The organism is Streptomyces sp. NBC_01426 (assembly GCF_036231985.1).
Classification (GTDB): domain Bacteria; phylum Actinomycetota; class Actinomycetes; order Streptomycetales; family Streptomycetaceae; genus Streptomyces.
The window spans coordinates 3,291,059-3,316,906 of the sequence record NZ_CP109500.1 but is presented as its reverse complement, the minus strand read 5'-3'; the positions used below and the strand labels follow the sequence as shown (position 1 = coordinate 3,316,906).

The following is a 25,848-nucleotide window of genomic DNA, read 5'->3' as shown; positions in this document are numbered from 1 at the left end:
TTGAGCTGCGCCCCTGGTCACCCCGCTGATTGCCGGGCGGCGAGGGGCGCAGTTCGTTGAACCCGAGTTATCGAGAGGGCTGAACCGCTTCCATGCCGAAGATTCTGAAGTTCGACGAGGACGCCCGTCGTGCCCTTGAGCGCGGCGTCAACAAGCTTGCCGACACGGTCAAGGTGACGATCGGCCCCAAGGGCCGCAACGTCGTCATCGACAAGAAGTTCGGCGCCCCCACCATCACCAACGACGGTGTCACCATCGCCCGCGAGGTCGAGCTGGACGACCCGTACGAGAACCTGGGCGCGCAGCTCGTGAAGGAGGTGGCGACCAAGACCAACGACATCGCGGGTGACGGCACCACCACCGCCACCGTGCTGGCCCAGGCGCTGGTCCGCGAGGGTCTGCGCAACGTCGCCGCCGGCGCCTCCCCGGCCGCCCTGAAGAAGGGCATCGACGCCGCCGTCAAGGCCGTGTCCGAGGAGCTCCTCGCGACCGCGCGTCCGATCGAGGACAAGTCCGACATCGCCGCCGTGGCCGCGCTCTCCGCGCAGGACACCCAGGTCGGCGAGCTCATCGCCGAGGCGATGGACAAGGTCGGCAAGGACGGTGTCATCACCGTCGAGGAGTCCAACACCTTCGGCCTGGAGCTGGAGTTCACCGAGGGCATGGCCTTCGACAAGGGCTACCTCTCGCCGTACATGGTCTCCGACCAGGAGCGTATGGAGGCCGTCCTCGACGACCCGTACATCCTGATCAACCAGGGCAAGATCTCCTCCATCCAGGACCTCCTGCCGCTGCTGGAGAAGGTCATCCAGGCCGGCGCCTCGAAGCCGCTGCTGATCATCGCCGAGGACGTCGAGGGCGAGGCGCTCTCCACCCTCGTCGTCAACAAGATCCGCGGCACCTTCAACGCGGTCGCCGTCAAGGCCCCCGGCTTCGGCGACCGTCGCAAGGCGATGCTCCAGGACATGGCCACCCTCACCGGTGCCACCGTCATCGCCGAGGAGGTCGGCCTCAAGCTCGACCAGGCCGGTCTGGACGTACTGGGCACCGCGCGCCGCGTGACCATCTCCAAGGACGACACCACCATCGTCGACGGTGGCGGCAGCTCCGAAGAGGTCCTCGGCCGCGTCAACCAGATCAAGGCCGAGATCGAGTCCACGGACTCGGACTGGGACCGCGAGAAGCTGCAGGAGCGCCTGGCGAAGCTCGCCGGTGGCGTCTGCGTCATCAAGGTCGGCGCCGCCACCGAGGTGGAGCTCAAGGAGAAGAAGCACCGCCTCGAGGACGCCATCTCGGCGACCCGCGCCGCGGTCGAGGAGGGCATCGTCTCCGGCGGTGGCTCCGCCCTCGTCCACGCCGTGAAGGTGCTCGAGGGCAACCTCGGCCTCTCCGGCGACGAGGCCACCGGTGTCTCCGTGGTCCGCCGCGCCGCCGTCGAGCCGCTCCGCTGGATCGCCGAGAACGCCGGCCTCGAGGGCTACGTCATCACCGCGAAGGTGGCCGAGCTCGACAAGGGCCAGGGCTTCAACGCGGCCACCGGCGAGTACGGCGACCTGGTCAAGGCCGGCGTCATCGACCCGGTCAAGGTCACCCGCTCCGCGCTGGAGAACGCCGCTTCCATCGCCTCGCTGCTGCTCACGACCGAGACCCTGGTCGTCGAGAAGCCGGCCGAGGACGAGGGCGACGCCGGTCACGGCCACGGTCACGGCCACAGCCACTGAGGTTGAGCCGCAGGGCGCCCGCCGCTTCGGCGGGCCCCGCTGATCCGAGGGAAGGCCCCGGTCGATCACCGCCGAGCGGTGGGGGACCGGGGCCTTCCCCGTGTCCGGGTCCCGGCCGGCGACGGCTCAGGCGGCGTCCGTCATGCCCATCTGCCGCATGAGGCCCGGCGCGTCGTAGTACCACCAGCCCTCCGCCACCTGACCGTTCTCGATGCGGAAGGTCGTGCAGCCCGACATCGTGACTTCCTTCCCGGTCGGCGGGACGCCCATGAACTCGCCCTTCTGGGTGCCGGTCCAGGCCCACAGGGTGGTGACGCAGTCGCCCTCGGCGATCTGACGGTGCAGGTCGAACGAGAAGTCGAACGCGTCCCGCCACATGCCCATCGTCCGCTTCATGCCCTGCCGGCCGTCGCCCGTGCCGGGCGCCGCCATGATGTCGTGGTCGGTGTAGTCGGCCGCGACGCACTCGTCGACGACCGCGAAATCGCCCTTTTCCGCGACCTCCTCGAAGATCCGGGTCACGAGCAGCTTGTCGAGGTGCTCGTTCCGGACCACGTCCAGGTTCGTGAACGTCGGCATGCCCTCGCAGAGGGCCACCATCTCCTGGAACATCCCGTCCGTCTCGGGGAGTCGGGAGTTCCTCATGGCGTCCTCGTACGAGGGGAACTCGACGAGGTCGAGGTAGTGCGTCTGCGTCTCGCGGTCCCTGCCGATCATGGTGTGCGTGACCGTGCGCCGACCGCTCGCCTGCTGCGCCCAGCGGTCGATGAGGGCGTTCATCTCCTCGAACCGCGTGGTCTCGTAATCGATCACCTGTACGAATGTCATGGCGTCGCCTCCCGCACTGGATGGGACAGGTCCAGTTTAGGGAGATTTCACCCGTTTGGCGGGTTTGGTTGGTTCGGATGTGTCCCGCCGCGGCGGCCGTCCGCGTCACTGCGTGCGTACTGCCGCGGGTCTCTACTGCGGGCCGTACTTGCGACCCGTGCGGGAGGACATGCCGCCGAGCAGCCCGCGCGGAGTCAGCTTCACCACGCCCATCAGCGCCTTGTAGCGGGGATCGGGGATCGACACGGTCTTGCCGCGCGCCAGGTCGGCCAGCGCCGAGGCCACCAGCTTGTCGGCGTCCAGCCAGAGCCAGCCCGGGATGTTGTCCGTGCCCATGCCGGCCCGCTCGTGGAACTCCGTCCGTACGAAGCCCGGGCACAGCGCCATCAGCCGCACCCCGGATCCCGCCAGGTCCTTCGCCGCGCCCTGGGTGAACTGCACGACCCAGGCCTTGCTCGCCCCGTACGTGCCGCGCGGCAGGAAGGCGGCGACCGAGGCCACGTTGATCACGCCGCCGCGACCGCGCGAGCGCATCGACTCGCCGGCGGCCGAGGTCAGCCGCAGCACGGCCTCGATGTGCACCTTGACCATGGTCAACTCGTCGGCCATGGAAACGTCGAGGTAGCGGCCCTTGTTGCCGAAGCCCGCGTTGTTGACCAGCAGGTCCACGGGGTGGGTGCGGTCGCCGAGACGGGCCTCGACCGCCGCGATGCCCGCGTCGGTGGAGAGGTCGGCCGTCAGCACCTCGGCCTCGATGCCGTGGCGGTCGTGCAACTCGGTGGCCTGCTCCGCGAGTCGCTTGGTGTCGCGGGCCACCAGCACGAGGTTGTGGCCCTGGGCGGCGAGCCGCCGGGCGAAGGCGGCGCCGATGCCCGCCGTGGATCCCGTAATCAACGCAGTCGTCATGTGCGCAACCTAGTCGCCGCCGCGGGGCCCTGTCGTCAGGGTCCCGTCCGGTCCGCCGGACCCCGTGTCAGGCCCCGCCCACCGCACCGGAGTCGACCCGCGCCGCCGGGGAACCGTGGCGCAGGTCGTACGTGCGCGCGGTCTCCCGCGCGGCCGGTTCCAGCGCCGCGCCCGCCGCGAGGGTGCGCGGAAGCAGGGCCCGTTCGGTGGTGAAGGCGCGGAACCAGAACTCCACCGACACCTCGTGGTCCGGCCTGTGCAGCACCTCGACGGCGTCGCCCGGCGACACCGAGCCCTCCTCGATCACCCGCAGGTACGCACCCGGCCGGGCCTCCCGGGTGAACCGCTTCACCCATCCGCGCTCGCCCAGGGCTCCCTGGAACGTCCGGCACGGGATGCGGGCCGAGGCCACCTCCAGGACGAGGTCCCGCCCCACCCGCCAGCGCTCGCCGAGGCGTGCCGAATTCACGTCGATGCCGGAGGTGGTGAGGTTCTCGCCGAACAGCCCGCCGGCCAGCGGGCGCCCCAACTCGCCCTCCCACCAGTCCAGGTCCTCGCGGGCGTACGCGTACACGGCCTGGTGCTCACCCCCGTGGTGGCGCAGGTCGCACACGTCGTCCCCCTCGACACCGCTCGCCCCGACACCCTTGGGGCCCGGAGCGAAGACCCGCACCGGGCCGGGGACGGGGCGTTTGCCGATGCCGGTCAGTCCGTCCTTCGAGTCGGAGTACCCGACGGACTTCGCGCGGCCGACGTTCACGGAGATGAGATGCATGCGGACACGCTAGTCGAGGCTCCTCAAAGGGTCCTCCGATTATTGGCGCCACGGTCAAAGATGCCCTTATGCTCGACGGGTGATCGAAGCACGTCATCTGCGAGTTCTGCGCGCCGTCGCCGGGACCGGCTCCTTCTCCGCCGCCGCCCGTGAGCTGGGCTGCACCCAACCGGCCGTGTCCCAGCAGATGAAGGCGCTGGAGCAGTCGACCGGCACCCCGCTGCTGATCCGCACGGGCCGGGAGATGCGGTTGACCCAGGCGGGTGAGGCCCTGGTCCGGCACGCCGCCGGAATCCTGGCCGGACTGACCGCCGCCGAAGAGGAGGTCGCGGCCATCGCCGGGCTGCGCGCCGGCCGGGTGCGGCTGGTCTCCTTCCCCAGCGGCAGCTCCACGCTGGTGCCGACCGCACTGGCCGCCATGCGCGCCCAGCACCCGGGCACCCGGATCTCCCTGGTCGAGGCCGAGCCGCCGCGTTCGGTCGAGATGCTGCGCGAGGGCGACTGCGACGTGGCGCTGGCCTTCCGGTACGGGGGCTCCTCTGCCTCCGCGGCCGAATGGGAGGACCTGGTGGTGCGCCCGCTGCTCACCGACCGCCTCGTGGGTCTGGTCCCCGAGGGGCACCGGCTGGCCGGGGCCGAGCGGGTGGGCATGGCCGAGCTGGCCGACGAGCCCTGGATCGCGGGCTGCCCGCGCTGCCGCCGCCACCTGGTGGAGGTGTGCGAGGACGCGGGTTTCACCCCGCGCATCGACTTCGCCACCGACGACTACCCGGCCGTGGTCGGCCTGGTGGGCGCGGGGCTCGGCGTGGCGGTGCTGCCCGAGCTCGCCGTGGAGTCGGTACGGGCCAAGGGTGTCAGCACCGTGGCCGTGGAGCCCGCCGTGGAGCGGGAGGTCGTGGCGCTGACCCTGGCCGACCTGGCGAGGGTCCCCGCCGTGGCGGCGACGATGACCCAGCTGGAGCGGGCCGCGACGCGTTGACGGGCGCCGGCGGGGGCCGGGTGGCCCCCGCCTGGCGGTCCGTCGGGCGCCTGCCGTACGGCGGTACGGCCGGGCGGGTGACGGACCGGACCCGCGGGGTCCGTGACGGGTACGTGAGCGTCACGGATTCGAGGAAACGTTCCTTCGGGCGTTTCGTGCGAACCGGCTAGTGCGGTGCGATCGGGCCGATCGTGCTCGACGCGGGGATCAGGCGGTGCCGGGCTCGACCCATCAGCTCTTCGCGTTCGTCCTCGGTGAGGCCGCCCCACACCCCGTAGGGCTCGCGGACGGCGAGGGCGTGCGCGGCGCATTCCGAACGGACCGGGCAGCGCATGCAGACCTCTTTAGCCGAGGCCTCGCGCGCGCTCCTGGCCGCGCCCCGCTCGCCTTCCGGGTGGAAGAAGAGGGAGCTGTCGACCCCGCGGCAGGCAGCCAGCAGCTGCCAGTCCCAGAGGTCGGCGTTCGGTCCGGGGAGGCGGGAGAAATCTGCCATTGGTAGTCCCTCTTGGTGCCGGTACTGAGGCGGATACGGTCCATGTCTCCACACCTACTGTCGGAGTAGATGTAAATATGACTCATTGGGAATCTAGCCTCAGACACGTGCCAAACGGAAGGAAAGCCGCCAAATAGGGCATAGCTCCAGATGGAGGACAGGCCGCCCGCGCCTCCGACGTCGTGATCGCTTCCTCACGTAGAGTGCCGAAGGTGTCCGTCTGACCCGTAACTCTTTCGAGTGACCATCGTTGAGAGTGCGAAGGCGGTTGAACCAATAAGTTCTCGGACAGGTGTCCGGGGGCATCGACCGCACAGGTGACGATACGTACCAGCCTGGAGGCACAAGGTGACGCGCATCAGCAGCTGCGGAGGGCGGTCATGACATCCGTCCTCGTCTGCGACGACTCCCCGCTTGCCCGAGAGGCGCTCCGTCGCGCGGTTGCCACCGTGCCCGGCGTCGAGCGTGTGACGACGGCAGCCAACGGCGAGGAAGTCCTCCGCCGCTGGGGTGCCGACCGTTCCGATCTGATTCTGATGGATGTACGGATGCCCGGCCTGGGCGGTGTCGAGACGGTCCGTCGGCTGCTCTCGGCCGACCCCGGCGCCCGCATCATCATGCTGACGGTCGCCGAGGACCTGGACGGCGTGGCCCTCGCGGTCGCCGCCGGCGCCCGGGGATACCTGCACAAGGACGCCTCGCGCGCCGAACTGCGGGCCACGGTCACCCAGGCCCTCGCCGACCCGACCTGGCGACTGGCCCCGCGCCGGCTGCGCTCGGCCGAGATGGGCGCCGCGCCCACGCTCACCGCGCGCGAGATCCAGGTCCTGGAGGGCATGAGTCACGGCCGGTCCAACGCGGAGATCGGGCGCGAGCTCTTCCTCTCCGAGGACACGGTCAAGACGCACGCCCGTCGGCTGTTCAAGAAGCTGGGTGCCTCGGACCGTGCGCACGCCGTGGCGCTCGGGTTCCGATGGGGCCTGGTCCGCTGATCGCGGACCGTTGAGAGTGTCCCGCCCGGACCCGGTGCGAAACCGGGGATTGGCGGGGCACAATCCGGGGGACGTGTCGCTTCGTGCGCGATGCCGCATCCTTGAGGGTGTGCCGCATTCTCGAAGATGTGGCCTAGGGACCATTCGGGCCGAGCGGAGGGGAGGGCGCAGGCGATGAGTTCTGGCGCACCCGCTCATAACGCTTCGATGCACAACAAGGACGACGGTGCCGCGAATGCACCCGCGCCAAGGCACCATGGATTGATGCGCGACGACGAGGCCCCGGGGTCACCCGCGGCCACAGGCTCCACCGGCACCGCCAGGGGCGGCGGAGCCGGGGCCGTCAGCGCTCTCGTCCGCAGGGCCGTGGACGGCGACGAGCAGGCCACGCACGACCTGCTGGCCTTCGTCCACCCCCTCGCGATCCGCTACTGCCGCACCCGGCTGTCCCGCCTTCCGGGTGACGCTCGCCACTTCGTCGAGGACCTGGCGCAGGAGGTCTGTGTCGCCGTCCTGATGGCGCTGCCGCGCTACCGGGACACCGGGCGCCCCTTCGAGGCCTTCGTCTTCGCCATCGCCGCGCACAAGGTCGCCGATCTCCAGCGGGCCGCCATGCGGCACCCGGGGAGCACGGCGGTCCCGTCGGACGAGATGCCCGAGCGGCCCGACGACTCACTCGGCCCCGAGGAACGCGCGCTGCTCAGCAGCGACGCGGCCTGGGCCAAGAAGCTGCTGGCCAACCTGCCCGAGAACCAGCGCGAACTGCTCGTGCTGCGGGTGGCCGTCGGCCTGACCGCGGAGGAGACCGGGCAGATGCTCGGGATGTCCCCCGGCGCGGTGCGCGTGGCCCAGCACAGGGCGCTCAGTCGGCTCCGGGCACTCGCGGAGCAGTAGACCGCCGGCCGCGGTCGGGGTCCCGGGGCAGGAGTCCGTCCGCAGGAGTCCAGTAGTAGGAAACGACGAAACTTCTGCTTGACCTTGGTCGTGGAATGAGACGCGTCGCGATCCCGTTAGCATGGACATCCGCGCTGAGCAAGACCATTTGGGAAGGTGTCATGACTGTGAACGCCGATGGAGTGCCCGACAAATTCGCCACACTCGGCCTCACGTATGACGACGTGCTGCTGCTCCCCGGCGTGTCGGACATGGCGCCGGACCAGATCGACACCTCCTCCCTCATCTCGCGCAACGTCCGCGTCAACGTCCCGCTGCTGTCCGCGGCCATGGACAAGGTCACCGAGGCGCGGATGGCCATCGCGATGGCCCGCCAGGGCGGCGTCGGCGTCCTGCACCGCAACCTCTCGATCGTCGACCAGGCGAACCAGGTCGACCTCGTGAAGCGCTCCGAGTCCGGCATGGTCACCGACCCGATCACCGTGCACCCGGACGCCACCCTCGGCGAGGCCGACCAGCTCTGTGCGAAGTTCCGCATCTCCGGCGTCCCGGTCACCGACGGGGCGGGCAAGCTGCTCGGCATCGTCACCAACCGCGACATGGCCTTCGAGTCGGACCGCAGCCGCCAGGTGCGCGAGGTCATGACCCCGATGCCGCTGGTCACGGGCAAGGTCGGCATCTCGGGCGTGGACGCCATGGAGCTGCTGCGCCGCCACAAGATCGAGAAGCTTCCGCTGGTCGACGAGGCGGGCATCCTCAAGGGCCTGATCACGGTCAAGGACTTCGTCAAGGCGGAGAAGTACCCGAACGCCGCCAAGGACAAGGACGGTCGGCTGCTCGTCGGCGCGGCCGTCGGTGTCGCGGGCGACGCGTACGAGCGGGCCCAGGCCCTCATCGAGGCGGGCGCCGACTTCATCGTCGTCGACACCGCCCACGGCCACTCCCGTCTCGTCGGCGACATGGTCTCCAAGATCAAGTCGAACTCCTCCGTCGACGTCATCGGCGGCAACATCGCCACCCGCGACGGCGCCCAGGCGCTCATCGACGCCGGCTGTGACGGCATCAAGGTCGGTGTCGGCCCCGGCTCCATCTGCACCACCCGTGTCGTCGCCGGCATCGGCGTCCCGCAGGTCACCGCGATCTACGAGGCCGCGCTGGCCGCCAAGGCCGCGGGCGTACCGGTCATCGGCGACGGCGGCCTCCAGTACTCCGGCGACATCGCCAAGGCCCTGGTCGCGGGCGCCGACACGGTGATGCTGGGCTCCCTGCTCGCGGGCTGTGAGGAGTCCCCGGGCGAGCTGCTCTTCATCAACGGCAAGCAGTTCAAGTCCTACCGGGGCATGGGCTCGCTGGGCGCGATGCAGTCCCGCGGCGAGCAGAAGTCCTTCTCCAAGGACCGCTACTTCCAGGAGGGCGTGGGCGGCGACGACAAGCTCATCCCCGAGGGCATCGAGGGCCAGGTCCCGTACCGCGGCCCGCTGTCCGCGGTCGTGCACCAGCTCGTCGGCGGCCTGCGCCAGTCGATGTTCTACGTCGGCGGCCGCACGGTTCCCGAGCTCCAGGACCGCGGCCGGTTCGTCCGGATCACCTCGGCGGGCCTCAAGGAGAGCCACCCGCACGACATCCAGATGACGGTCGAGGCGCCGAACTACTCCCGCAAGGGCTGAGCGGCCCGCGCACACGCGTGAACGGGGCGGTTCCGGTCGATCCGGGGCCGCCCTTCACCGTTCCCGGACCCCGGGATCGCGCCGGCGCCCGGCCCGGCCGCGTCCGTACAGCGGTCACCGGAACGCGGGCCCCCGGGGTTCGGGGATACTGGACGGGCAGACCCAGAGGAAAGGCCACCACACGTGACTGAGATCGAGATCGGGCGCGGCAAGCGCGGCCGCAGGGCGTACGCGTTCGACGACATCGCCATCGTCCCGAGCCGGCGTACGCGGGACCCGAAGGAGGTCTCGATCGCCTGGCAGATCGACGCGTACCGCTTCGAGCTCCCCTTCCTGGCCGCCCCCATGGACTCCGTGGTCTCCCCGCAGACCGCCATCCGGATCGGCGAGCTCGGCGGCCTCGGCGTGCTGAACCTCGAAGGTCTGTGGACCCGCTACGAGGACCCGCAGCCGCTGCTCGACGAGATCAACGAGCTGGACGAGGAGGCCGCCACCCGCCGCCTCCAGGAGATCTACGCCGCGCCGATCCAGGCCGACCTGATCCGGCAGCGCATCAAGGAGGTGCGCGACTCGGGCGTCGTCACCGCCGCCGCGCTGTCCCCGCAGCGCACGGCCGAGTTCTCCAAGGTCGTCGTCGACGCCGGCGTGGACATCTTCGTGATCCGCGGCACCACGGTGTCGGCCGAGCACGTCTCCGGCGCCGCGGAGCCGCTGAACCTCAAGCAGTTCATCTACGAACTGGACGTCCCGGTCATCGTCGGCGGCTGCGCCACCTACACCGCGGCCCTGCACCTCATGCGCACCGGCGCGGCCGGTGTGCTGGTGGGCTTCGGCGGCGGCGCCGCGCACACCACGCGCAACGTGCTCGGCATCCAGGTCCCGATGGCCACCGCCGTCGCGGACGTGGCCGCGGCCCGCCGCGACTACATGGACGAGTCCGGCGGCCGCTACGTGCACGTCATCGCCGACGGCGGCGTGGGCTGGTCGGGCGACATCCCGAAGGCCGTCGCCTGTGGCGCGGACGCCGTGATGATGGGCTCCCCGCTGGCCCGTGCCACGGACGCGCCCGGCAAGGGCAACCACTGGGGCATGGAGGCCGTCCACGAGGACGTGCCGCGCGGCAAGAAGGTCGACCTCGGCACGGTGGGCACCACCGAGGAGATCCTGACCGGCCCCTCGCACTCCCCGGACGGCTCGATGAACATCTTCGGCGCGCTGCGCCGCTCGATGGCCACCACCGGCTACAGCGAGCTCAAGGAGTTCCAGCGGGTCGAGGTCACCGTCGCGGACTCGCAGCACCGCCGCTGACCGGCTTCCACGCCCGTACGCCGGAGGGCCGGCACCCCGATCGGGGTGCCGGCCCTCCGGCGTGTGCGGGACCGGTGTCAGTCGCTGACCTTCTTGGCCGCGCCGAAGGCGACGAAGCCGCCGATGCCGAGGAAGAGGTAGTCCATGGCCTCGGCCGACTCCTTCCAGATGTCGTTCAGGCCGCCGATGCCCGGGTCGCTCAGCACGTCGGCGACGCCGATGTGGGCGTAGTCGGCGAGGGCGAGCGCGATGAAGAACAGCTGACCGAGGTAGACGGCGCCGATCGAGAGGATCGCGCTGACCACGGGGAGGGCCGGGTTCCTGCCGCCGACCTTGCCGGCGGCGAGGCCGACGAGGAGCCCGACGCCGACCGCGGCGTAGCCGACCTGGCGGTCGATGGCGTTCATGATGCCGCCGTACGCGCCGGCCGCGACCAGGGCGGCGACGACGGCGGCCAGGATGCCGAGGCCGACGTTGCCGCCGCGGCGCGCCGGGGCGGGGGCGGGAGCGGCGGTGTAGGAGTCGGGCGCGGGCGGCTGGAACTGCTGGCTCATGAGAAATCCCCCCAGGGAACACGGCACACGTGTGGGTCACCGGTGTCCACCGGGACGTATGTGCGAGATAAGAACGCCGCAGGCTAACAGCAGGCCCTGACATTCGGCGGGGGATTTATCGGGGGGACCGCGCCTGACAGCCCCGGAGCGGCCGGCGAGGGCCGCTCCGGGGGCGGGCGCGAGGTGTCAGAGGCGGTGCGCCGCGCCGACCGGGCTGGCGCCCCGGGTGTCCAGCAGGAGCTGCGCCTTGACGGCCAGACCTTGCAGGTCATAGGTGCGGTGGTGCTGGAGCAGGATCGTCAGGTCGGCGTTGGCGGCGGCCTCGTACAGCGAGTCGGCGCGCGGGACGGGCTGGTCGCGGACCCGCCAGGCCGGGATGTACGGGTCGTGGTAGCTGATCTGGGCCCCGAGGTCGATCAGCCGGCTGGCAATCTCGCGCGCCGGCGAGCCCTCCTGGTCGGCGAGGTCCGGCTTGTACGTCACCCCGAGCAGCAGGACCCGGGCGCCGCGGGCGGACTTCCCGTGCTCGTTCAGCAGGGCGGCGGAGCGCTGGATGACGTACTGCGGCATCCGGTTGTTGATCTCCTGGGCCAGGCCGACCATGCGCAGCGGGTGACCGGGGGTGCGGGTGGTGTGGGGGAGGTAGTTCGGGTCGAGCGGGACGCCGTGGCCGCCGACGCCGGGGCCGGGGCGGAACGCCTGGTACCCGTACGGCTTCGTCTCGGCGCACCGGATGACGTCCCACAGGTCGACCCCGAGGTCGTGGCACAGGACGGCCATCTCGTTCATGAGGGCGATGTTCACGTGCCGGTAGTTGGTCTCCAGCAGCTGCACGGTCTCGGCCTCGCGCAGGCCGCGGGCGCGCACCACCTTTTCGGTGAGGCGGGCGTAGAACGCGTGCGCGGACTCGGTGCAGGCGGGGGTGAGGCCGCCGATCACCTTGGGGGTGTTGGAGATCCCGTGCGTGCGGTTGCCCGGGTCGTGCCGGCTGGGGGAGTAGGCCAGGTGGAAGTCCCGGCCCGCGCGCAGCCCCGATCCGGCTTCGAGGATCGGGCGCAGGTAGTCCTCGGTGACCCCCGGATGGGCGGCGGACTCCAGGATGACGGTGGTGTGCGGGCGCAGCCGGGCGGCGAGCGCGTGGCCCGCGTCGCCGACCGCGGAGAGATCGAGCGCACGATCGGCGCCGAGCTGGGTAGGGGCGCAGATGACGGCGGTACGGACCCGGCCCAGTTCGGCGGGGTTGGTGGTGACCCGGAAGCCGGCCGCCGACATGCGGCGGATCTCGGCGGCGGTGAGGGTGCTGTCCGTGGTCGGACCGCTGTCGAAGCCGACGGTCTCGATTCCGGCGGCGACGGCCGCCTGAGCGAGAGGGAGGCCGAGGTGGCCGAGTCCGATGACGGCGAGATCTGCGGGCATGGAGGTGCCGTCCCTTCCCTTCCCTTGCATGAGGGGGCTGGGCGCGCAAGTCCTGTGGAGGGCTGGAGCAGGCGCAATGTCAGACTAGGCGTATATATGACAGATATGTCGCATTGTGAGGTGGTGGCTGCCGTTGTGTTGTCCACAGGCGGTGGCCGATGTGTGCGCGGAAGGTCAGAATCAACAGCGGGGATGTGAGCGGGATCACCCGCATCGAGCGGGGATTCCCCCGCACCAACGGGAGGCAGCCGTGAGGACAGCGACACTGGGACCGGTTCAGCGGGCCGAGGCACTTGCCCGGATGGCCGAACGGGAGCTGGACGTGCTGGTCGTCGGCGCGGGAGTGGTCGGCGCCGGCACCGCGCTCGACGCGGCCACCAGAGGCCTGTCCACCGGGCTGGTGGAGGCACGGGACTGGGCCTCGGGCACGTCGAGCCGCTCCAGCAAGCTGATCCACGGTGGACTGCGCTACCTGGAGATGCTCGACTTCGCCCTCGTCCGCGAGGCCCTGAAGGAACGCGGCCTGCTGCTGGAGCGGCTCGCGCCGCACCTGGTCAAGCCGGTTCCGTTCCTGTACCCGCTCCAGCACAAGGGCTGGGAGCGCCTCTACGCCGGCTCGGGCGTGGCCCTGTACGACGCGATGTCCTTCTCCAGCGGGCACGGGCGCGGGCTCCCCACCCACCGGCACCTCTCGCGCAAGCACGCGCTGCGGGTCGCCCCGGCGCTGCGCAAGGACGCCCTGGTGGGCGCCCTGCAGTACTACGACGCCCAGATGGACGACGCCCGGTACGTCACCACATTGGTCCGAACGGCCTCCGCGTACGGGGCGCAGTGCGCCAACGGGGCGAGGGTCGTCGGCTTCCTCCGCGAGGGCGAACGGGTGGTCGGCGCGCTGGTGCGGGACGTGGAGGGCGGCGGCGAGTACGAGATCCGCGCGAAGCAGGTCGTCAACGCCACCGGGGTGTGGACGGACGACACCCAGGCCCTGATCGGGGAGCGCGGTCAGTTCCACGTCCGGGCCTCGAAGGGCATCCACCTGGTCGTCCCGAAGGACCGGATCCACTCCTCCACCGGGCTGATCCTGCGCACGGAGAAGTCCGTGCTCTTCGTCATCCCCTGGGGACGGCACTGGATCGTCGGCACCACGGACACCGACTGGGACCTCGACAAGGCGCACCCGGCGGCGTCCAGCGCGGACATCGACTACCTGCTGGAGCACGTGAACTCGGTGCTGGCGGTTCCCCTGACGCGCGACGACGTCCAGGGCGTCTACGCGGGCCTGCGGCCCCTGCTGGCCGGCGAGTCCGACGCGACCAGCAAGCTCTCGCGCGAGCACACGGTGGCGCACCCGGTGCCGGGGCTGGTCGTGGTGGCGGGCGGCAAGTACACGACGTACCGGGTGATGGCCAAGGACGCGGTGGACGAGGCGGTGCACGGGCTGGACCAACGCGTCGCGGAGTGCGTGACCGAGGACGTCCCGCTGGTGGGCGCGGAGGGGTACCGGGCCCTGTGGAACGGCCGCGCCCGGATCGCCGCGCGCACGGGCATCCACGTGGCGCGGGTGGAGCACCTGCTGAACCGGTACGGGTCCCTGACGGAGGAACTGCTCGACCTGATCGCGGAGGATCCGGGGTTGGCCGAGCCGCTCACGGGGGCAGAGGACTACCTGCGGGCGGAAGTCGTCTACGCGGCTTCGCACGAAGGGGCCAGGCACCTGGACGACGTGTTGACGCGTCGGACGCGGATCTCGATCGAGACCTTCGACCGGGGCACGCGATCGGCCCGGGAGTGCGCGGAACTGATGGCTCCGGTACTGGGCTGGGACAAGACGCAGATCGAGAACGAAGTCGAGCACTACGAGAAGCGGGTGCAGGCGGAACGGGAATCGCAGCGCCAACCGGACGACCTGACGGCGGACGCGGCCAGGCTGGGAGCTCCCGACATCGTTCCGTTGTAACTCCGGGATCCGGAAGGGGGAACCGTTGCCCCGGGGCGCCCGTCCGTTGCGGAGTGAGCAACAATGAGGTTTCTGCCGGGGCGGGTTACCGTGCCCCTCGGCGGCTGCCGGGGCAGCCGGGCAGGCTGCACGATCGCAGAGGGGACGCATGTCGAAGCCGGAGCACACCGAGTCGCCGGATTCCGCGGGTGAGGCGCCGAGCGCCGAACCGAGCACCGAGCCGGCGGGTGTGAAGCCGAGCCCGCGCAAGGCCGAGCCCGCGGCGGAACCGGAGGGTGTGAAGCCCGCCGCGGCGAAGCCGGGTCCGTCCGGGGCGAAGTCCAGCCCGGCCGGGCCGAGCCCGGCCAAGTCGCCCGCCGCGCAGGCGGAGCCCGAGGACGCCAGGCCGGCGGCCGGGTCCGAACCGGGCGCGGTCGCGCCCGCGGCTTCGGTGGCGAAGCCCGACCTCGCCAAGGCCGCCCCCACCGCCGACGCGGAGTCGGACGGGCCGCGGGACGCCAAGCCCACCGCCTCGGCGGACGCGAAACCGGCGACCGCCGCGGACGCGAAGTCCGCGACCCCTTCGGACGTGAAGCCCGCGACCCCTTCGGACGCGAAGCCCGTGCCGAAGCCGCGCACGGCCAAGGCCGCGCCCGCGAACGCGCCCGCCGGCAAGCCCGCGTCCGGTGGCGAGAAGTCGGCGTCCCCCGCCGGCTCCGGCCCGGCCAAGGCCGCCCCCGCCGCGAAGGCGGAACCCGTGTCGGCCGTGAAGGTGGCCTCCGCGGAGCCCGAGGACGCCAGGCCCGCGCCGGCCAAGCCCGAGGACGCCAGGCCCGCGGATGCCAGGCCCGCGCCGGCGAAGCCCGATCCGGTCAGGACCGGTGCCGCGAGGCCCGAGGTCGTGCCCGCGCAGCGGTCGCCCGAGGGCGCGAAGAGCCCCGCGGTCAAGGCGGAAACCGGTCAGGACGAAGGGCGGTTGCTCGCCCGCCGGTACCGGCTCGGATCCGTCCTCGGCAAGGGCGGCATGGGCACCGTGTGGCGCGCCGAGGACGAGATCCTCGGGCGGACGGTCGCCGTCAAGGAACTCCGCTTCAGCATGGGCGTGGACGAGGACGAGAAGCGCCGCCTCATCACCCGCACCCTCCGCGAGGCCAAGGCGATCGCACGGATCCGCAGCGGCGGCGCCGTCACCGTCTACGACGTCGTGGACGAGGACGGCCGCCCGTGGATCGTCATGGAACTCATCGAGGGCCCCTCCCTCGCCGAGTTCGTGCGCGAGCGCGGCCCGCTGACGCCCCGTCGCGCGGCCGAGGTCGGACTCGCCGTCCTCGACGTCCTGCGCGCCGCCCACGACCAGGGCATCCTGCACCGTGACGTGAAGCCGTCCAACGTGCTCATAGCGGACAACGGTCGTGTCGTGCTCACCGACTTCGGCATCGCGCAGGTCGAGGGCGACCCCTCCGTCACCTCCACCGGCATGCTCGTCGGCGCCCCCTCCTACATCTCTCCCGAGCGCGCCCGGGGCCAGAAGCCCGGCCCGCCCGCCGACATGTGGTCGCTCGGCGGCCTGCTGTACGCCTGCGTCGAGGGCGTGCCCCCGTACGACAAGGGCTCGGCCCTCGCCACCCTCACCGCCGTGATGACCGAACCGGTGGAACCGCCGAAGAACGCCGGTCCGTTGACCGAGGTCATCTACGGCCTGCTGGTCAAGGACCCGGCCGGGCGGCTCGACGACGACCGTGCCCGGGCGATGCTGAAGGCGGTGCTCGACGCCCCCGAGCCCGCGCCGCCGATGCCCCCGGCCGTCGAGGAGACCAAGGCGATCTCCCTCGCCGACGCCAAGGAGGCGGCGGACAAGGTCGCCGCCGAGAAGGCGGAGAAGGTCGAGGCGGAGAAGGCGGAGAAGGCGGAGAAGGCCGAGGCCAAGGCCGCCGCCGAGCGCGTCGCCGCCGCCAAGGCTGCCGAGAAGGCCGCCGAGAAGGCGGAGAAGAAGGAACGCGAGCGGCGTGAGCGCGAACAGCGCGAGCGCGCCCGGGCGGCGTTGAAGTCCGCCCGCAAGGCCGCCGCGGCGGAGGCCGCCACCGCGGCCGCCGCCGCCTCGACGGCGTCTGCCGCCGAGGCCCCGTCGTCCCGCCCCAAGCCGATCCCGGCGTCGCTCACCGATGTGATGTCGCGCCGCACCATCGCGCTCGCGATCGCCGGTGTGGTCGTGGTCCTGGCGGTGATCGGCTCGCTGATCGTGTGGGCGTTCAGCGGGGACGACGACAAGGACAAGGGCAAGGACAAGGCCGGTCCCCGGCCGTCCGCTTCCGGGGCGGCGACCCCGGGTACGGCCGTCGGCGCGTCGGCGGGCACCGCCGGCAAGGGGTCCTCGAACAGCGGATCCGACGGGGGCAAGAAGAGCGGCGAGCCCAGCCCGGGACAGAGCCCCGCGCAGAGTCAGGGTCAGGGCCAGGCCCAGGGCCAGGCGCAGGGCCAAGGCCAGGGTCAGAACACGGGCCAGACGCAGGGTCAGGGCAGCGGCCCGGGCGCCGGGCTGCCGGCCGGCTACGCGAAGGTCTCGGACCTGCGGTTCCACTTCTCCATGGCGATGCCCGAGGGCTTCCGCCAGACCGACACGGCCGGCGAGAACTCCGGCGCCATATACAGCCGTGACGGCGGCTTCCCGCGCATCCAGGTCGACTTCACCGACAGCCCGACGGGCGACGCGCGCCTCGCCTGGTCCCAGTTGGCCCCGGCCGTCGCCGGCAGCAGCACGGGCTACCACCTGATCAGGTTGGACGGCGTGGACTACCGCGGCTATCCGACCGCGGCGGACTGGGAGTTCGAGCGCGAGCAGAAGGGCAGCAAGGTCCGGGTGCTGAACCGGGGCTTCAAGGTGGACGCGACGCACGGCTACGCCATCATGGTCAGCTGCCCGGCCGACCAGTGGGACGGCCCCGAGTGCACCCTGATGCGCAACACGGCATTCGAGACCTTCCAGCCCCTGGGCTGAGCCCGGTCGTCCCCCGGCGGGGGCGGGCCTTGCCAGGCCCGGGACGCGGGCGCCCCGGGCGACGTATCGTGTCCGCGGGAACCATGGGGTTGGGTACCGCACTCGGGGGAGGCGATGTGGAGGACTACGCGGGTCGGATCCTGTCCGACCGATACCGTCTGCCGCTGCCGCCGTCGGACGAGTACGAGCCGGTCGAGACCCGGGCCTTCGACACCCGCAGCGGTCAGGAAGTCCTGGTCCGGCAGGTGCCGTTGCCCGAGATCGTGGACGCGGAGCTGCTGGACGGGACGCACGGTCCGGCGACCGGGCGTCGGTCGCCCGGCGAACTCCCGGCCGTGCGCCGGGCGATCGCGGCGGCGCAGGCGGCCGCCTCGGTACCCGACCATCCGCGCCTCGACCAGGTCTTCGACGTCTTCGCGGAGGGCGGTTCGCTGTGGATCGTCAGCGAACTCGTTCCCGCACGGCCGTTGGCGGCGCTGATCGCCGAGGAACCGCTGAGCCCCTACCGCGCGGCCGAGGTGGCCGCCGACGTGCTGACCGCGCTGCGGGTGCTGCACGCGCACGGCTGGACCCACCGCAACATCACCGTGCGGACCGTGTTGATATGCGAGGACGGCCGGGTCGTCCTGACGGGGCTCGCGGCGGGCGCCGCGGAAGAGGCCCTGTGCGGGTACGACCCGGTGCCCGAGGGCGCCGGGATCGGTACGGACCCCTCCGCTTCGCTCTCCGCGTCCGAGCCGATCGACCGGTACCCGACGCCCCAAGGACCGCCGTGGCAGGGCCCGTCGGGCCACGACCCCGTGCGCGGGGAAGCCGGCCCCGGCACGCGGGCGACCGACCCGTACGGCCGGATCCCCGGCCCCGGCCGGCCGCCGATCGCCCCCGAACCCGAGCCCGAACCCCAGCCCGGACCCGAATCCGCATCCCGGACGCTTCCGCCCGCGCGGGAGTCCGGTGGCATCGCCTACGCGCCTCTGGTGGCTCCGGGGTACGACACCGGGCCGCGGTACTCCGACCACATCACCCCGGAACGCCCCCCGATCCCGGTGCTTCCGGCGCTCCAGGCAGGTCCCGCGGACACCCCGGCGTCCTCCGAGGAGCGGCCCGACCTCAAGGCCGCCGCGCGGGCCGGTTCCATCGCCGCCTACCGGGCCGGCGCGCGGGCGGCCGCGGCCAAGGTCGAGGAGGAACGCAGGGCGGGCACCGGCGCCGCACCCGAGCCGCGCCCGGAGGGCTCGAACCTGCCTCAGGGGTACTCGTACCCGTACGGGGGCCCGGATGCCGAGCCGGCCGCGCCCTGGCACGGCGCCACCCCGCGCCGCCGGCCGGACCCGGACACGGACCCGGCCGCCGAGCGGGAACCGTATTCCGACCCGGCCCCCGCCCCGGACTCCGCGTACGCGCCGACGTCCGACCCGGAGTCTGCCTACGACCCGGAGTCCGCCTACGACCCGGAGCACGGCACCGCGCCCGACGCCGAGTCGCCGGGCGCCGTGAACGTGCCCGCGCTGCCCGCGCAGCTCGCCCTGCCCCAGGGGTACCGCCAAGCCGAACCCCCGGACCCGTCCGGCCCCTTCCCGGCCGTGCGGCCGGGCGAGCCGCAGCCCGGGACCGGGATCGCCGTGCCCCGCCCGGCATCGCGGCCGATCCCGCAGCCGACCCCGCGGTCGATCCCCGAGCCGGTCCCGCCGCCCGTCGGCGTCGTCGGCTGGTCCGGCGCCCGCATCGGCGGCGGTGGCCCCAGGACCGGCCTGGACGCCGAGCGCGCGCGGCAGACCCGGATGGCCGTCGTGGGAGCCGTCACCGAGCGCTGGGCGCCCGAGCAGGCCGGTCCCGTGCACGGGCACTGGCAACTGGCCGCGCCCGTCGGCCCCGCCACCGACCTGTGGGCACTCGGCGCGCTGCTGTACCGCGCCGTCCAGGGGCACGCCCCGTACCCCGAGGAGAGCGTCCCCGACCTCGTGGAGATGGTCTGCTCCGAGCCCCCCGCCTTCGCGGAGGAATGCGGCCCGCTGCGCCCGATCGTCGAGTCGCTGTTGCGTCAGGACCCCACCGAACGGCCCGACTTCGAGGAGTTGCGCGGCTGGCTGCGTTCGCTCGTGCGCTCCGCCCCCGAACCCGACGGCGCCTTCGGGATGCTGCCGATGCCGGAGCCGGACCCGACCCGGCTGCCCGTCGTGCGCAGGCGCGGCGACGTGCACGGCCGCCACCGCAGCGCGGACGCCCCGCGCCGCAAGCCGCGCTCCCTCGGGCGGACCCTGCTGGTCGGCGTGCTCGCGTTACTCGCGGCGGCGGTGGGGTACGCCCTGCTGTTCATGCCCCGCTCCGCGGATCAGCGGGCGCAGGGGGAGCCGGGCGGCGCCACTGCGCGACCTCCCGTCTCCTCCGCGCCGCCGACGTCCGGCCAGGGCCCCGGCCGGACGCCCTCGGGCACCCCGGAGTCCAAGCCCGCCTCGCAGAGCAAGGCGCCCGTGCCCGCGCCGCCCGGGTACACCACCCAACAGGACCCCGAGCACTTCGAGATGGCGGTTCCCGACGGTTGGGAACGGCGCGGCATCAACGAGGCGGGCCAGGTCCGGTACGTGGACGGTCAATTCGTGTTGACGGTGGTGCCGGGACGGGACAAGGTCGAGGGCGGCAGGCCGGACCCGCTCACGTACCAGAAGGACAAGGAGCCGGAGCTGTCCCCGTACCGCAACTCCAGTTGGGCGAGCGGTGGGGACGTCAAGTCGACCACGGTGGGCCAACAGGTCCGGGTCACCGGGCGGTACACGTGGATCGACTCGGCGGGACGGAGCGTCGTGGCGCGGAACTTCGTCGTCGCGTTGGGTGGGGTCTATCACGTGGTCCTGGTGACCGGACCGCAGGACGAGGAAGGAAGGGTCACCGAGGTCTTCGAGAAGGCCACGGGGAGTTACAAACCAGGGGGTTGACAGAGCGCTGACGGCATGTCAATGCGGCGATTGCGTCACAGTGCTGTCTCACCGCGCCCGCGCGGTGTCGGCATCGCGCGCAAGCTCCGTAATCTGGCCCGAAGTGCACAGAGCGGCGAGGTTTCGTGGAACAGCAGACAGGTGCGGGTGCAGTGCTCGCGAGCCGGTACAGGCTCGTCGAGCCCATCGGCCGCGGCGGCATGGGCAAGGTGTGGCGCGCGCATGATGAGTTGCTGCACAGGACCGTGGCGGTCAAGGAGCTGACGGCAGGTCTGTACGTGGCCCAGGCCGACCGGGAGGTCATGCATGCCCGGACGCAGAAGGAGGCCCGGGCCGCGGCCCGGATCCAGCACCCGGCGGTCGTGACCGTCCACGACGTGTTGGAGCACGACGACCGCCCGTGGATCGTCATGGAGTACATCGACGGTCCCTCCCTCGCCGAGGCGGCGAAGGCGGCGGGCCGCATCGAGCCCCGTGAGGCCGCCCGGATCGGGCTGCACGTGCTGGGCGCCCTGCGGGCCGCGCACGCCGTGGGAGTGCTGCACCGGGACGTGAAGCCGGGCAACGTCCTGCTCGCCAAGGACGGTCGGGTCCTGCTCACCGACTTCGGGATCGCCGCGATCGAGGGCGACTCGTCCATCACGCGCACGGGTGAACTCGTCGGCTCCATCGACTACCTGGCTCCCGAGCGGGTCACCGGCGGCGCCCCCGACCCGTCCTCCGACCTGTGGTCGCTCGGCGCCACGCTCTACACCGCGGTCGAGGCCCGCTCGCCGTTCCGGCGCACCTCGCCCATCTCCAGCCTCCAGGCCGTCGTCAACGACGAGCCGCCCGCGCTCCGTCAGGCCGGGGCGCTGGGCCCCGTCATCACGGCACTGCTGCGCAAGGACCCCGCGGAGCGGCCCTCGGCCTCGGAGGCCGAGCGGATGCTGATCGAGGCGATGGAGGGCCGGGAGCCGAAGTCGGCCCAGGCGTACGTCCCGACGCGTGCGATGAGCGCGGAGGAACGGTCCCCCGCCCGGGATGCCGCCGGGGTCGAGGAGTCCGCCCGGGAGCCCCGGACGCGACCCCCGACCGCCGGTGAACCCGGTGGCACCACCGTCCTCCCCGAGCAGTCGTCCCCGGCCTCCGCCCCCGTGCCGTTCCCGGGCCGCATCAAGCGGGCGGCGGCGGTGGCCCTGGTCGCGGCGCTGCTCGGCGGCGGCGGGGTCTTCGGGGTGCTCAAGTACACGGAGGGCAGGGCCGAGGGCGAGGACAAGAACGTCAGCGCCCCCGACCAGGGGCAGTCCGGTGACGGCAAGCCGCAGGCGGCGCTCACCCCGCCCGCGGGCTGGAAGAAGGTCGTCGACCCGGCGGGCTTCACGCTCTTCGTCCCGGAGGGCTGGGAGCGCCAGATGAACGGCACCCAGATCGACTACACCCCGGACAACGGCAACCACTTCGTACGGATCGCCTTCGACCCGACCCCGGACTACGACAACCCGTACGTGCACCTGCTGGACCTGGAGAAGCAGCTCAAGCTCCGGTCGGACTACAAGCGGCTGAAGCTGGAGCAGAACGGCTACCGAGACACCGTCCGCGCCGCGATCTGGGAGTTCACCCTGACCGAGAAGGGCACGCACGCCGGTCCGCGCCGGGCCATCGAGCAGATGTACGTGGCCCCGGACGACACCGAGTACGCGGTCTACATGTCGAGCCCGGCAGCCGACTGGGCCAAGACCCGGCAGCAGTTCGACACGGTGCTCAGCGGCTGGCAGCCCCCGCCCAAGAAGGGCTGACGGGGGCCAGGGGCCCCTCGCCCGGCCATCCTGCCAGCGATCACTGGCGGAAATGGCAAAATCCGGTTACCCGCGGGTACCCAAAGGACCGCAGGCGGAATACGCTCACCGCCATGACGGACTCGCAGGCCCCCGCCGCCCCCCTCCGCGCCGCACCGCAGCCCACCAACCCGGTGGCCGCCGCCCCGGCCGGCGCCCGTACCGCCGCCGACGTGGTGACCCCCGACCTCGTCGCCCGGCTGACCCGCGGAGTGATCGGGTCCGGTCGCACCGCCAACCACACCCCCTTCACCGGGGACAAACTGGCCGATCTGCCCGAGGCCGGGCCCGAGGACGTCGCCGAGGCCTTCGCCCGGGCCCGCGCCGCCCAGCCCGCCTGGGCCGCCGTCTCCGCACGCGGCCGGGCCGCCGTCCTGCTGCGCTTCCACGACCTGGTGCTGGCCCGGCAGGCCGAGGTGCTCGACCTGATCCAGCTGGAGACCGGCAAGGCCCGGCTGCACGCCCACGAGGAGGTGCAGGCCGTCGCGGTCGCCGCCCGCCACTACGGCCGCAAGGCCCCCTCGTACCTGCGCCCCAAGGGCCACACCGGAGCCATCCCCACCCTCACCAAGGTCACCGAACTGCGCCAGCCGCGCGGGGTCGTCGGCCAGATCGCCCCCTGGAACTACCCCCTCGAACTGTCCGTCGGCGACGCACTGCCCGCCTTCGTCGCGGGCAACGCCGTGGTCATGAAGCCCGACACGGAGACCGCGCTGACCGCCCTGTGGGCCCGCGACCTGCTGATCGAGGCCGGCCTGCCCGCCGAGGTCTTCCAGATCGTCCTGGGCGAGGGACCCGTCGTCGGCCCCGAGGTGGTCCGGCACGCCGACTACGTCTCCTTCACCGGCTCCACCCGCACCGGCCGCGAGGTCGCCCGGGGCGCGGCCGACCGCCTCGTCGGCGTCACCCTGGAACTCGGCGGCAAGAACGCCATGCTCGTGCTGCGCGACGCCGACGTGGAGAAGGCCGCGGCGGGCGCCGTCCGCGCCTGCTTCTCCTCCGCGGGGCAGCTGTGCATCTCCATCGAACGGCTCTACGTCCACGAGTCCATCGCGGACGCGTTCGTCGAGCGGTTCGCCGCCCGCACCAAGGCCATGCGGCTCGGCAACTCCCTCGCGTACGGCGCCGACATGGGCTCGCTCGTCGGCGAACGCCAGCTGGAGACCGTCCAGCGGCACGTGGACGAGGCCGTCGCCAAGGGCGCCACCCTCGTCGCGGGCGGCGTCGCCCGCCCCGACATCGGCCCGCTGTTCTACGAGCCCACCATCCTCGACGGCGTCGAGACCCCCATGGCGGTCTGCGGCGAGGAGACCTTCGGCCCGGTCGTCTCCATCTACCGGTTCACCGACGAGGACGAGGCCGTCGCGCAGGCCAACGCCACCGCCTACGGACTCAACTCCAGCGTCTGGACGAAGGACGCGCGGCGCGGCCACGCCGTCGCCGCCCGCCTGCGCACCGGAACCGTCAACATCAACGAGGGCTACGCCCCCGCCTACGGCAGCGCCCAGGCGCCCATGGGCGGCATGAAGGACTCCGGCCTCGGCCGCCGGCACGGCTCCGAGGGCATCCTCAAGTACACCGAGGCGCAGACCGTCGCACACCAGCGGCTGCTCCCGATGGCCCCCTCGCTGGGCATGGACGACGAGAAGTACGCGGCGTTCATGACCCGCAGCCTCAAGGTCATGAAGGCGCTCCGATTCCGTTAGGCACGACCGCCCGGGAGGCAACGCAGTGTCGTACGACTACGACTACGACGTGATCGTCATCGGATCGGGCTTCGGAGGGTCGGTCTCGGCGCTGCGGCTCACCGAGAAGGGCTACCGGGTCGGCGTCCTGGAGGCAGGCCGCCGCTTCACCCGCCAGAGCCTGCCGAAGAACAGCTGGGACCTGCGGAACTACCTGTGGGCCCCGGCGCTCGGGCTCTACGGCATCCAGCGGATCCACCTGCTCGGCAACGTGATGGTGCTCGCGGGCGCCGGCGTGGGCGGCGGCTCGCTGAACTACGCCAACACCCTCTACGTGCCACCCGCCGCCTTCTTCGAGGACCGGCAGTGGGCCTCCATCACCGACTGGCGCGAGGAACTCGCCCCGTACTACGACCAGGCCAAGCGGATGCTGGGGGTCCGGCTCAACCCGACGACGACCCCCTCGGACGTCCACCTGAAGGCCGCCGCCGAACGGATGGGCGTCGCCGACTCCTTCCACATGGCCCCGGTCGGCGTCTTCTTCGGGGACGGCGAGGACGCCGAGGGCCGGCACCGGGCCAGGGCCGGCGAGGAGGTCGCCGACCCGTACTTCGGCGGCAAGGGCCCCGCCCGCAAGGCCTGCACCGAGTGCGGCGAGTGCATGACCGGCTGCCGGCACGGCGCGAAGAACACCCTCAACGAGAACTACCTGCACCTCGCCGAGCGCGCCGGCGCCGTCATCCACCCCATGACCACCGTCACCGCGATCTCCGAGCACCCCGACGGCGGCCACCGGGTCCGCACCGTCCCCACCGACCACCGCCGCCGCGGCAAGGCCAAGGTGCTGCGCGCCCGGTACGTGGTCGTCGCGGCCGGCACGTACGGCACCCAGACCCTGCTGCACACGATGAAGGACCGGGGCGAGCTGCCCCGCCTCTCGGACCGGCTCGGGGAACTGACCCGCACCAACTCCGAGGGCCTGGTCGGCGCCCAGACCGACGACCGGCGCTACCGCAAGCGGCACGGCGAGGGCCGCCGGGCCGACTTCACCCACGGGGTGGCCATCACCTCGTCCGTGCACCCCAACGCGAACACCCACATCGAGCCCGTCCGTTACGGCAAGGGCTCCAACGCCATGGGGTTCATGACCATCCTCCAGGTGCCGTACGCCAAGCACCGGGTCCGGGCCTGGTTCGCCCGGACCGCCAAGCACCCCGTGCAACTGGCGCGCTCGCTCTCCAACCGGCGCTGGTCGGAGCGGACGATCATCGGGCTCGTCATGCAGTCCCTGGACAACTCCCTCACCACGTACCGCAAGCCCGGCGGGATCGGAAAGGGCCTGCTGACCGCCCGGCAGGGCCACGGCGCCCCCAACCCGGTACAGATCGCGGAGGCCACCGAGGCCGCGACCCTGCTCGCCGAGGAGATCAACGGGTTCGCCGGCAGCAACGTCGGCGAGCTGATGGGCACCCCGCTGACCGCGCACTTCCTCGGCGGCTGCCCGATCGGCGAGAACCCGGGCGAGGGAGTCGTCGACCCGTACCACCGGCTGTACGGGCACCCCGGGATCTCGGTGGTCGACGGCTCGGCGGTCTCCGCCAACCTCGGGGTCAACCCGTCGCTGACGATCACGGCGCAGGCCGAGCGGGCCATGTCGTACTGGCCGAACAACGGCGAGGAGGACCCGCGCCCCGCCCAGGGCGCCGGCTACGTCCGCCTCTCGGCCGTGGAACCGGTCCGGCCGGCCGTCCCGAAGGACGCCTTCGGCGCGCTGCGGCTGCCGTTCCTCGCCGTCCCGGAAATACCTCCGAGGCAACCGGAACCGGAGCACTGAGGCCGGATCCCGGCCGGGTACGACAGCGGCGGACACCGCGCTCCCCCTCCGAGCGCGGTGTCCGCCGATGTACATGAGTGACCGGTGGTCGCCCCGGAAGGTTGTAGCGGAATCG

The 25,848-nt window shown here is 72.1% G+C and carries 18 protein-coding genes; 12 read left to right on the top strand and 6 right to left on the bottom strand.

Features of this window, described 5'->3' with window-relative positions; genetic code table 11:
- The first annotated feature begins 92 nt into the window (after window positions 1-92).
- On the top strand, window positions 93-1,721 hold the full coding sequence (gene groL / locus OG906_RS14395; protein WP_329443088.1) for a chaperonin GroEL: 1,629 nt from the start codon (window positions 93-95) through the stop codon (window positions 1,719-1,721).
- 126 nt (window positions 1,722-1,847) lie between these two features.
- On the opposite strand, the gene OG906_RS14390 is transcribed toward groL, so the two are convergent.
- From OG906_RS14390 to OG906_RS14380, 3 genes are all read right to left on the bottom strand, one after another.
- Window positions 1,848-2,549 carry an ester cyclase gene (locus OG906_RS14390; protein ID WP_329443087.1) on the bottom strand — a complete coding sequence of 234 codons (702 nt, stop codon included), beginning with the start codon at window positions 2,547-2,549 and terminating at the stop codon, window positions 1,848-1,850.
- 132 nt (window positions 2,550-2,681) lie between these two features.
- Window positions 2,682-3,455 carry an SDR family NAD(P)-dependent oxidoreductase gene (locus tag OG906_RS14385; RefSeq protein ID WP_267796292.1) on the bottom strand — a complete coding sequence of 258 codons (774 nt, stop codon included), beginning with the start codon at window positions 3,453-3,455 and terminating at the stop codon, window positions 2,682-2,684.
- A 67-nt stretch (window positions 3,456-3,522) separates the two neighbouring features.
- Window positions 3,523-4,230 (bottom strand): MOSC domain-containing protein, encoded by a 708-nt coding sequence (locus OG906_RS14380; RefSeq protein ID WP_329443084.1) that lies wholly within the window; start codon window positions 4,228-4,230, stop codon window positions 3,523-3,525.
- A gap of 79 nt (window positions 4,231-4,309) precedes the next feature.
- On the opposite strand from OG906_RS14380, the gene OG906_RS14375 reads away from it, so the two are divergent.
- On the top strand, window positions 4,310-5,209 hold the full coding sequence (locus OG906_RS14375) for a LysR family transcriptional regulator (protein ID WP_329443081.1): 900 nt from the start codon (window positions 4,310-4,312) through the stop codon (window positions 5,207-5,209).
- A gap of 166 nt (window positions 5,210-5,375) precedes the next feature.
- Here OG906_RS14375 and OG906_RS14370 read toward each other — a convergent pair whose 3' ends face one another.
- A complete protein-coding gene (locus OG906_RS14370) occupies window positions 5,376-5,702 on the bottom strand; it encodes a WhiB family transcriptional regulator (protein WP_030230767.1) in 327 nt (108 codons plus the stop codon).
- Window positions 5,703-6,082: 380 nt separating this feature from the next.
- Here OG906_RS14370 and OG906_RS14365 point away from each other — a divergent pair, with 380 nt between their 5' ends.
- The 4 genes from OG906_RS14365 to OG906_RS14350 all read left to right on the top strand — a co-directional run bounded on the left by OG906_RS14365 (window position 6,083) and on the right by OG906_RS14350 (window position 10,563).
- Window positions 6,083-6,694 (top strand): response regulator transcription factor, encoded by a 612-nt coding sequence (locus OG906_RS14365; protein WP_003948568.1) that lies wholly within the window; start codon window positions 6,083-6,085, stop codon window positions 6,692-6,694.
- Between the two features lie 264 nt (window positions 6,695-6,958).
- Window positions 6,959-7,588: a sigma-70 family RNA polymerase sigma factor gene (locus OG906_RS14360; RefSeq protein ID WP_267796289.1), complete on the top strand. Its 630-nt coding sequence runs from the start codon at window positions 6,959-6,961 to the stop codon at window positions 7,586-7,588.
- Window positions 7,589-7,749: 161 nt separating this feature from the next.
- Window positions 7,750-9,255, top strand: coding sequence for an IMP dehydrogenase (gene guaB, locus OG906_RS14355; protein WP_329443079.1), 1,506 nt, complete (start codon window positions 7,750-7,752; stop codon window positions 9,253-9,255).
- Window positions 9,256-9,438: 183 nt separating this feature from the next.
- Complete coding sequence (locus tag OG906_RS14350; protein ID WP_053682580.1) at window positions 9,439-10,563, top strand: GuaB3 family IMP dehydrogenase-related protein; 1,125 nt, start codon at window positions 9,439-9,441, stop codon at window positions 10,561-10,563.
- Between the two features lie 77 nt (window positions 10,564-10,640).
- Here OG906_RS14350 and OG906_RS14345 read toward each other — a convergent pair whose 3' ends face one another.
- Window positions 10,641-11,117 (bottom strand): hypothetical protein, encoded by a 477-nt coding sequence (locus tag OG906_RS14345; protein WP_329443075.1) that lies wholly within the window; start codon window positions 11,115-11,117, stop codon window positions 10,641-10,643.
- A 186-nt stretch (window positions 11,118-11,303) separates the two neighbouring features.
- A complete protein-coding gene (locus OG906_RS14340) occupies window positions 11,304-12,533 on the bottom strand; it encodes a nucleotide sugar dehydrogenase (protein ID WP_329443073.1) in 1,230 nt (409 codons plus the stop codon).
- A gap of 250 nt (window positions 12,534-12,783) precedes the next feature.
- On the opposite strand from OG906_RS14340, the gene OG906_RS14335 reads away from it, so the two are divergent.
- From OG906_RS14335 to OG906_RS14310, 6 genes are all read left to right on the top strand, one after another.
- Window positions 12,784-14,490: a glycerol-3-phosphate dehydrogenase/oxidase gene (locus OG906_RS14335; RefSeq protein WP_329443071.1), complete on the top strand. Its 1,707-nt coding sequence runs from the start codon at window positions 12,784-12,786 to the stop codon at window positions 14,488-14,490.
- Between the two features lie 148 nt (window positions 14,491-14,638).
- A complete protein-coding gene (locus tag OG906_RS14330) occupies window positions 14,639-17,464 on the top strand; it encodes a serine/threonine protein kinase (protein ID WP_329443069.1) in 2,826 nt (941 codons plus the stop codon).
- A 116-nt stretch (window positions 17,465-17,580) separates the two neighbouring features.
- A complete protein-coding gene (locus OG906_RS14325; protein ID WP_443067459.1) occupies window positions 17,581-20,397 on the top strand; it encodes a hypothetical protein in 2,817 nt (938 codons plus the stop codon).
- Window positions 20,398-20,522: 125 nt separating this feature from the next.
- Window positions 20,523-22,175: a serine/threonine-protein kinase gene (locus OG906_RS14320; RefSeq protein ID WP_329443066.1), complete on the top strand. Its 1,653-nt coding sequence runs from the start codon at window positions 20,523-20,525 to the stop codon at window positions 22,173-22,175.
- A 113-nt stretch (window positions 22,176-22,288) separates the two neighbouring features.
- A complete protein-coding gene (locus tag OG906_RS14315; RefSeq protein ID WP_329443064.1) occupies window positions 22,289-23,920 on the top strand; it encodes a succinic semialdehyde dehydrogenase in 1,632 nt (543 codons plus the stop codon).
- Between the two features lie 25 nt (window positions 23,921-23,945).
- Window positions 23,946-25,733, top strand: coding sequence for a GMC family oxidoreductase (locus OG906_RS14310; RefSeq protein ID WP_329443063.1), 1,788 nt, complete (start codon window positions 23,946-23,948; stop codon window positions 25,731-25,733).
- The last annotated feature ends 115 nt before the right edge of the window (window positions 25,734-25,848 follow it).

Bases quoted from the DNA above. Each gene is read 5' to 3' on its own strand.
- OG906_RS14345 (WP_329443075.1), bottom strand. From the start codon at position 11,117: ATGAGCCAGCAGTTCCAGCCGCCCGCGCCCGACTCCTACACCGCCGCT.
- OG906_RS14360 (WP_267796289.1), top strand. From the start codon at position 6,959: ATGCGCGACGACGAGGCCCCGGGGTCACCCGCGGCCACAGGCTCCACC.
- OG906_RS14365 (WP_003948568.1), top strand. From the start codon at position 6,083: ATGACATCCGTCCTCGTCTGCGACGACTCCCCGCTTGCCCGAGAGGCG.
- OG906_RS14370 (WP_030230767.1), bottom strand. From the start codon at position 5,702: ATGGCAGATTTCTCCCGCCTCCCCGGACCGAACGCCGACCTCTGGGAC.
- OG906_RS14385 (WP_267796292.1), bottom strand. From the start codon at position 3,455: ATGACGACTGCGTTGATTACGGGATCCACGGCGGGCATCGGCGCCGCC.
- OG906_RS14330 (WP_329443069.1), top strand. From the start codon at position 14,639: ATGTCGAAGCCGGAGCACACCGAGTCGCCGGATTCCGCGGGTGAGGCG.
- guaB (WP_329443079.1), top strand. From the start codon at position 7,750: ATGACTGTGAACGCCGATGGAGTGCCCGACAAATTCGCCACACTCGGC.
- OG906_RS14380 (WP_329443084.1), bottom strand. From the start codon at position 4,230: ATGCATCTCATCTCCGTGAACGTCGGCCGCGCGAAGTCCGTCGGGTAC.
- OG906_RS14390 (WP_329443087.1), bottom strand. From the start codon at position 2,549: ATGACATTCGTACAGGTGATCGATTACGAGACCACGCGGTTCGAGGAG.
- OG906_RS14340 (WP_329443073.1), bottom strand. From the start codon at position 12,533: ATGCCCGCAGATCTCGCCGTCATCGGACTCGGCCACCTCGGCCTCCCT.
- groL (WP_329443088.1), top strand. From the start codon at position 93: ATGCCGAAGATTCTGAAGTTCGACGAGGACGCCCGTCGTGCCCTTGAG.
- OG906_RS14315 (WP_329443064.1), top strand. From the start codon at position 22,289: ATGACGGACTCGCAGGCCCCCGCCGCCCCCCTCCGCGCCGCACCGCAG.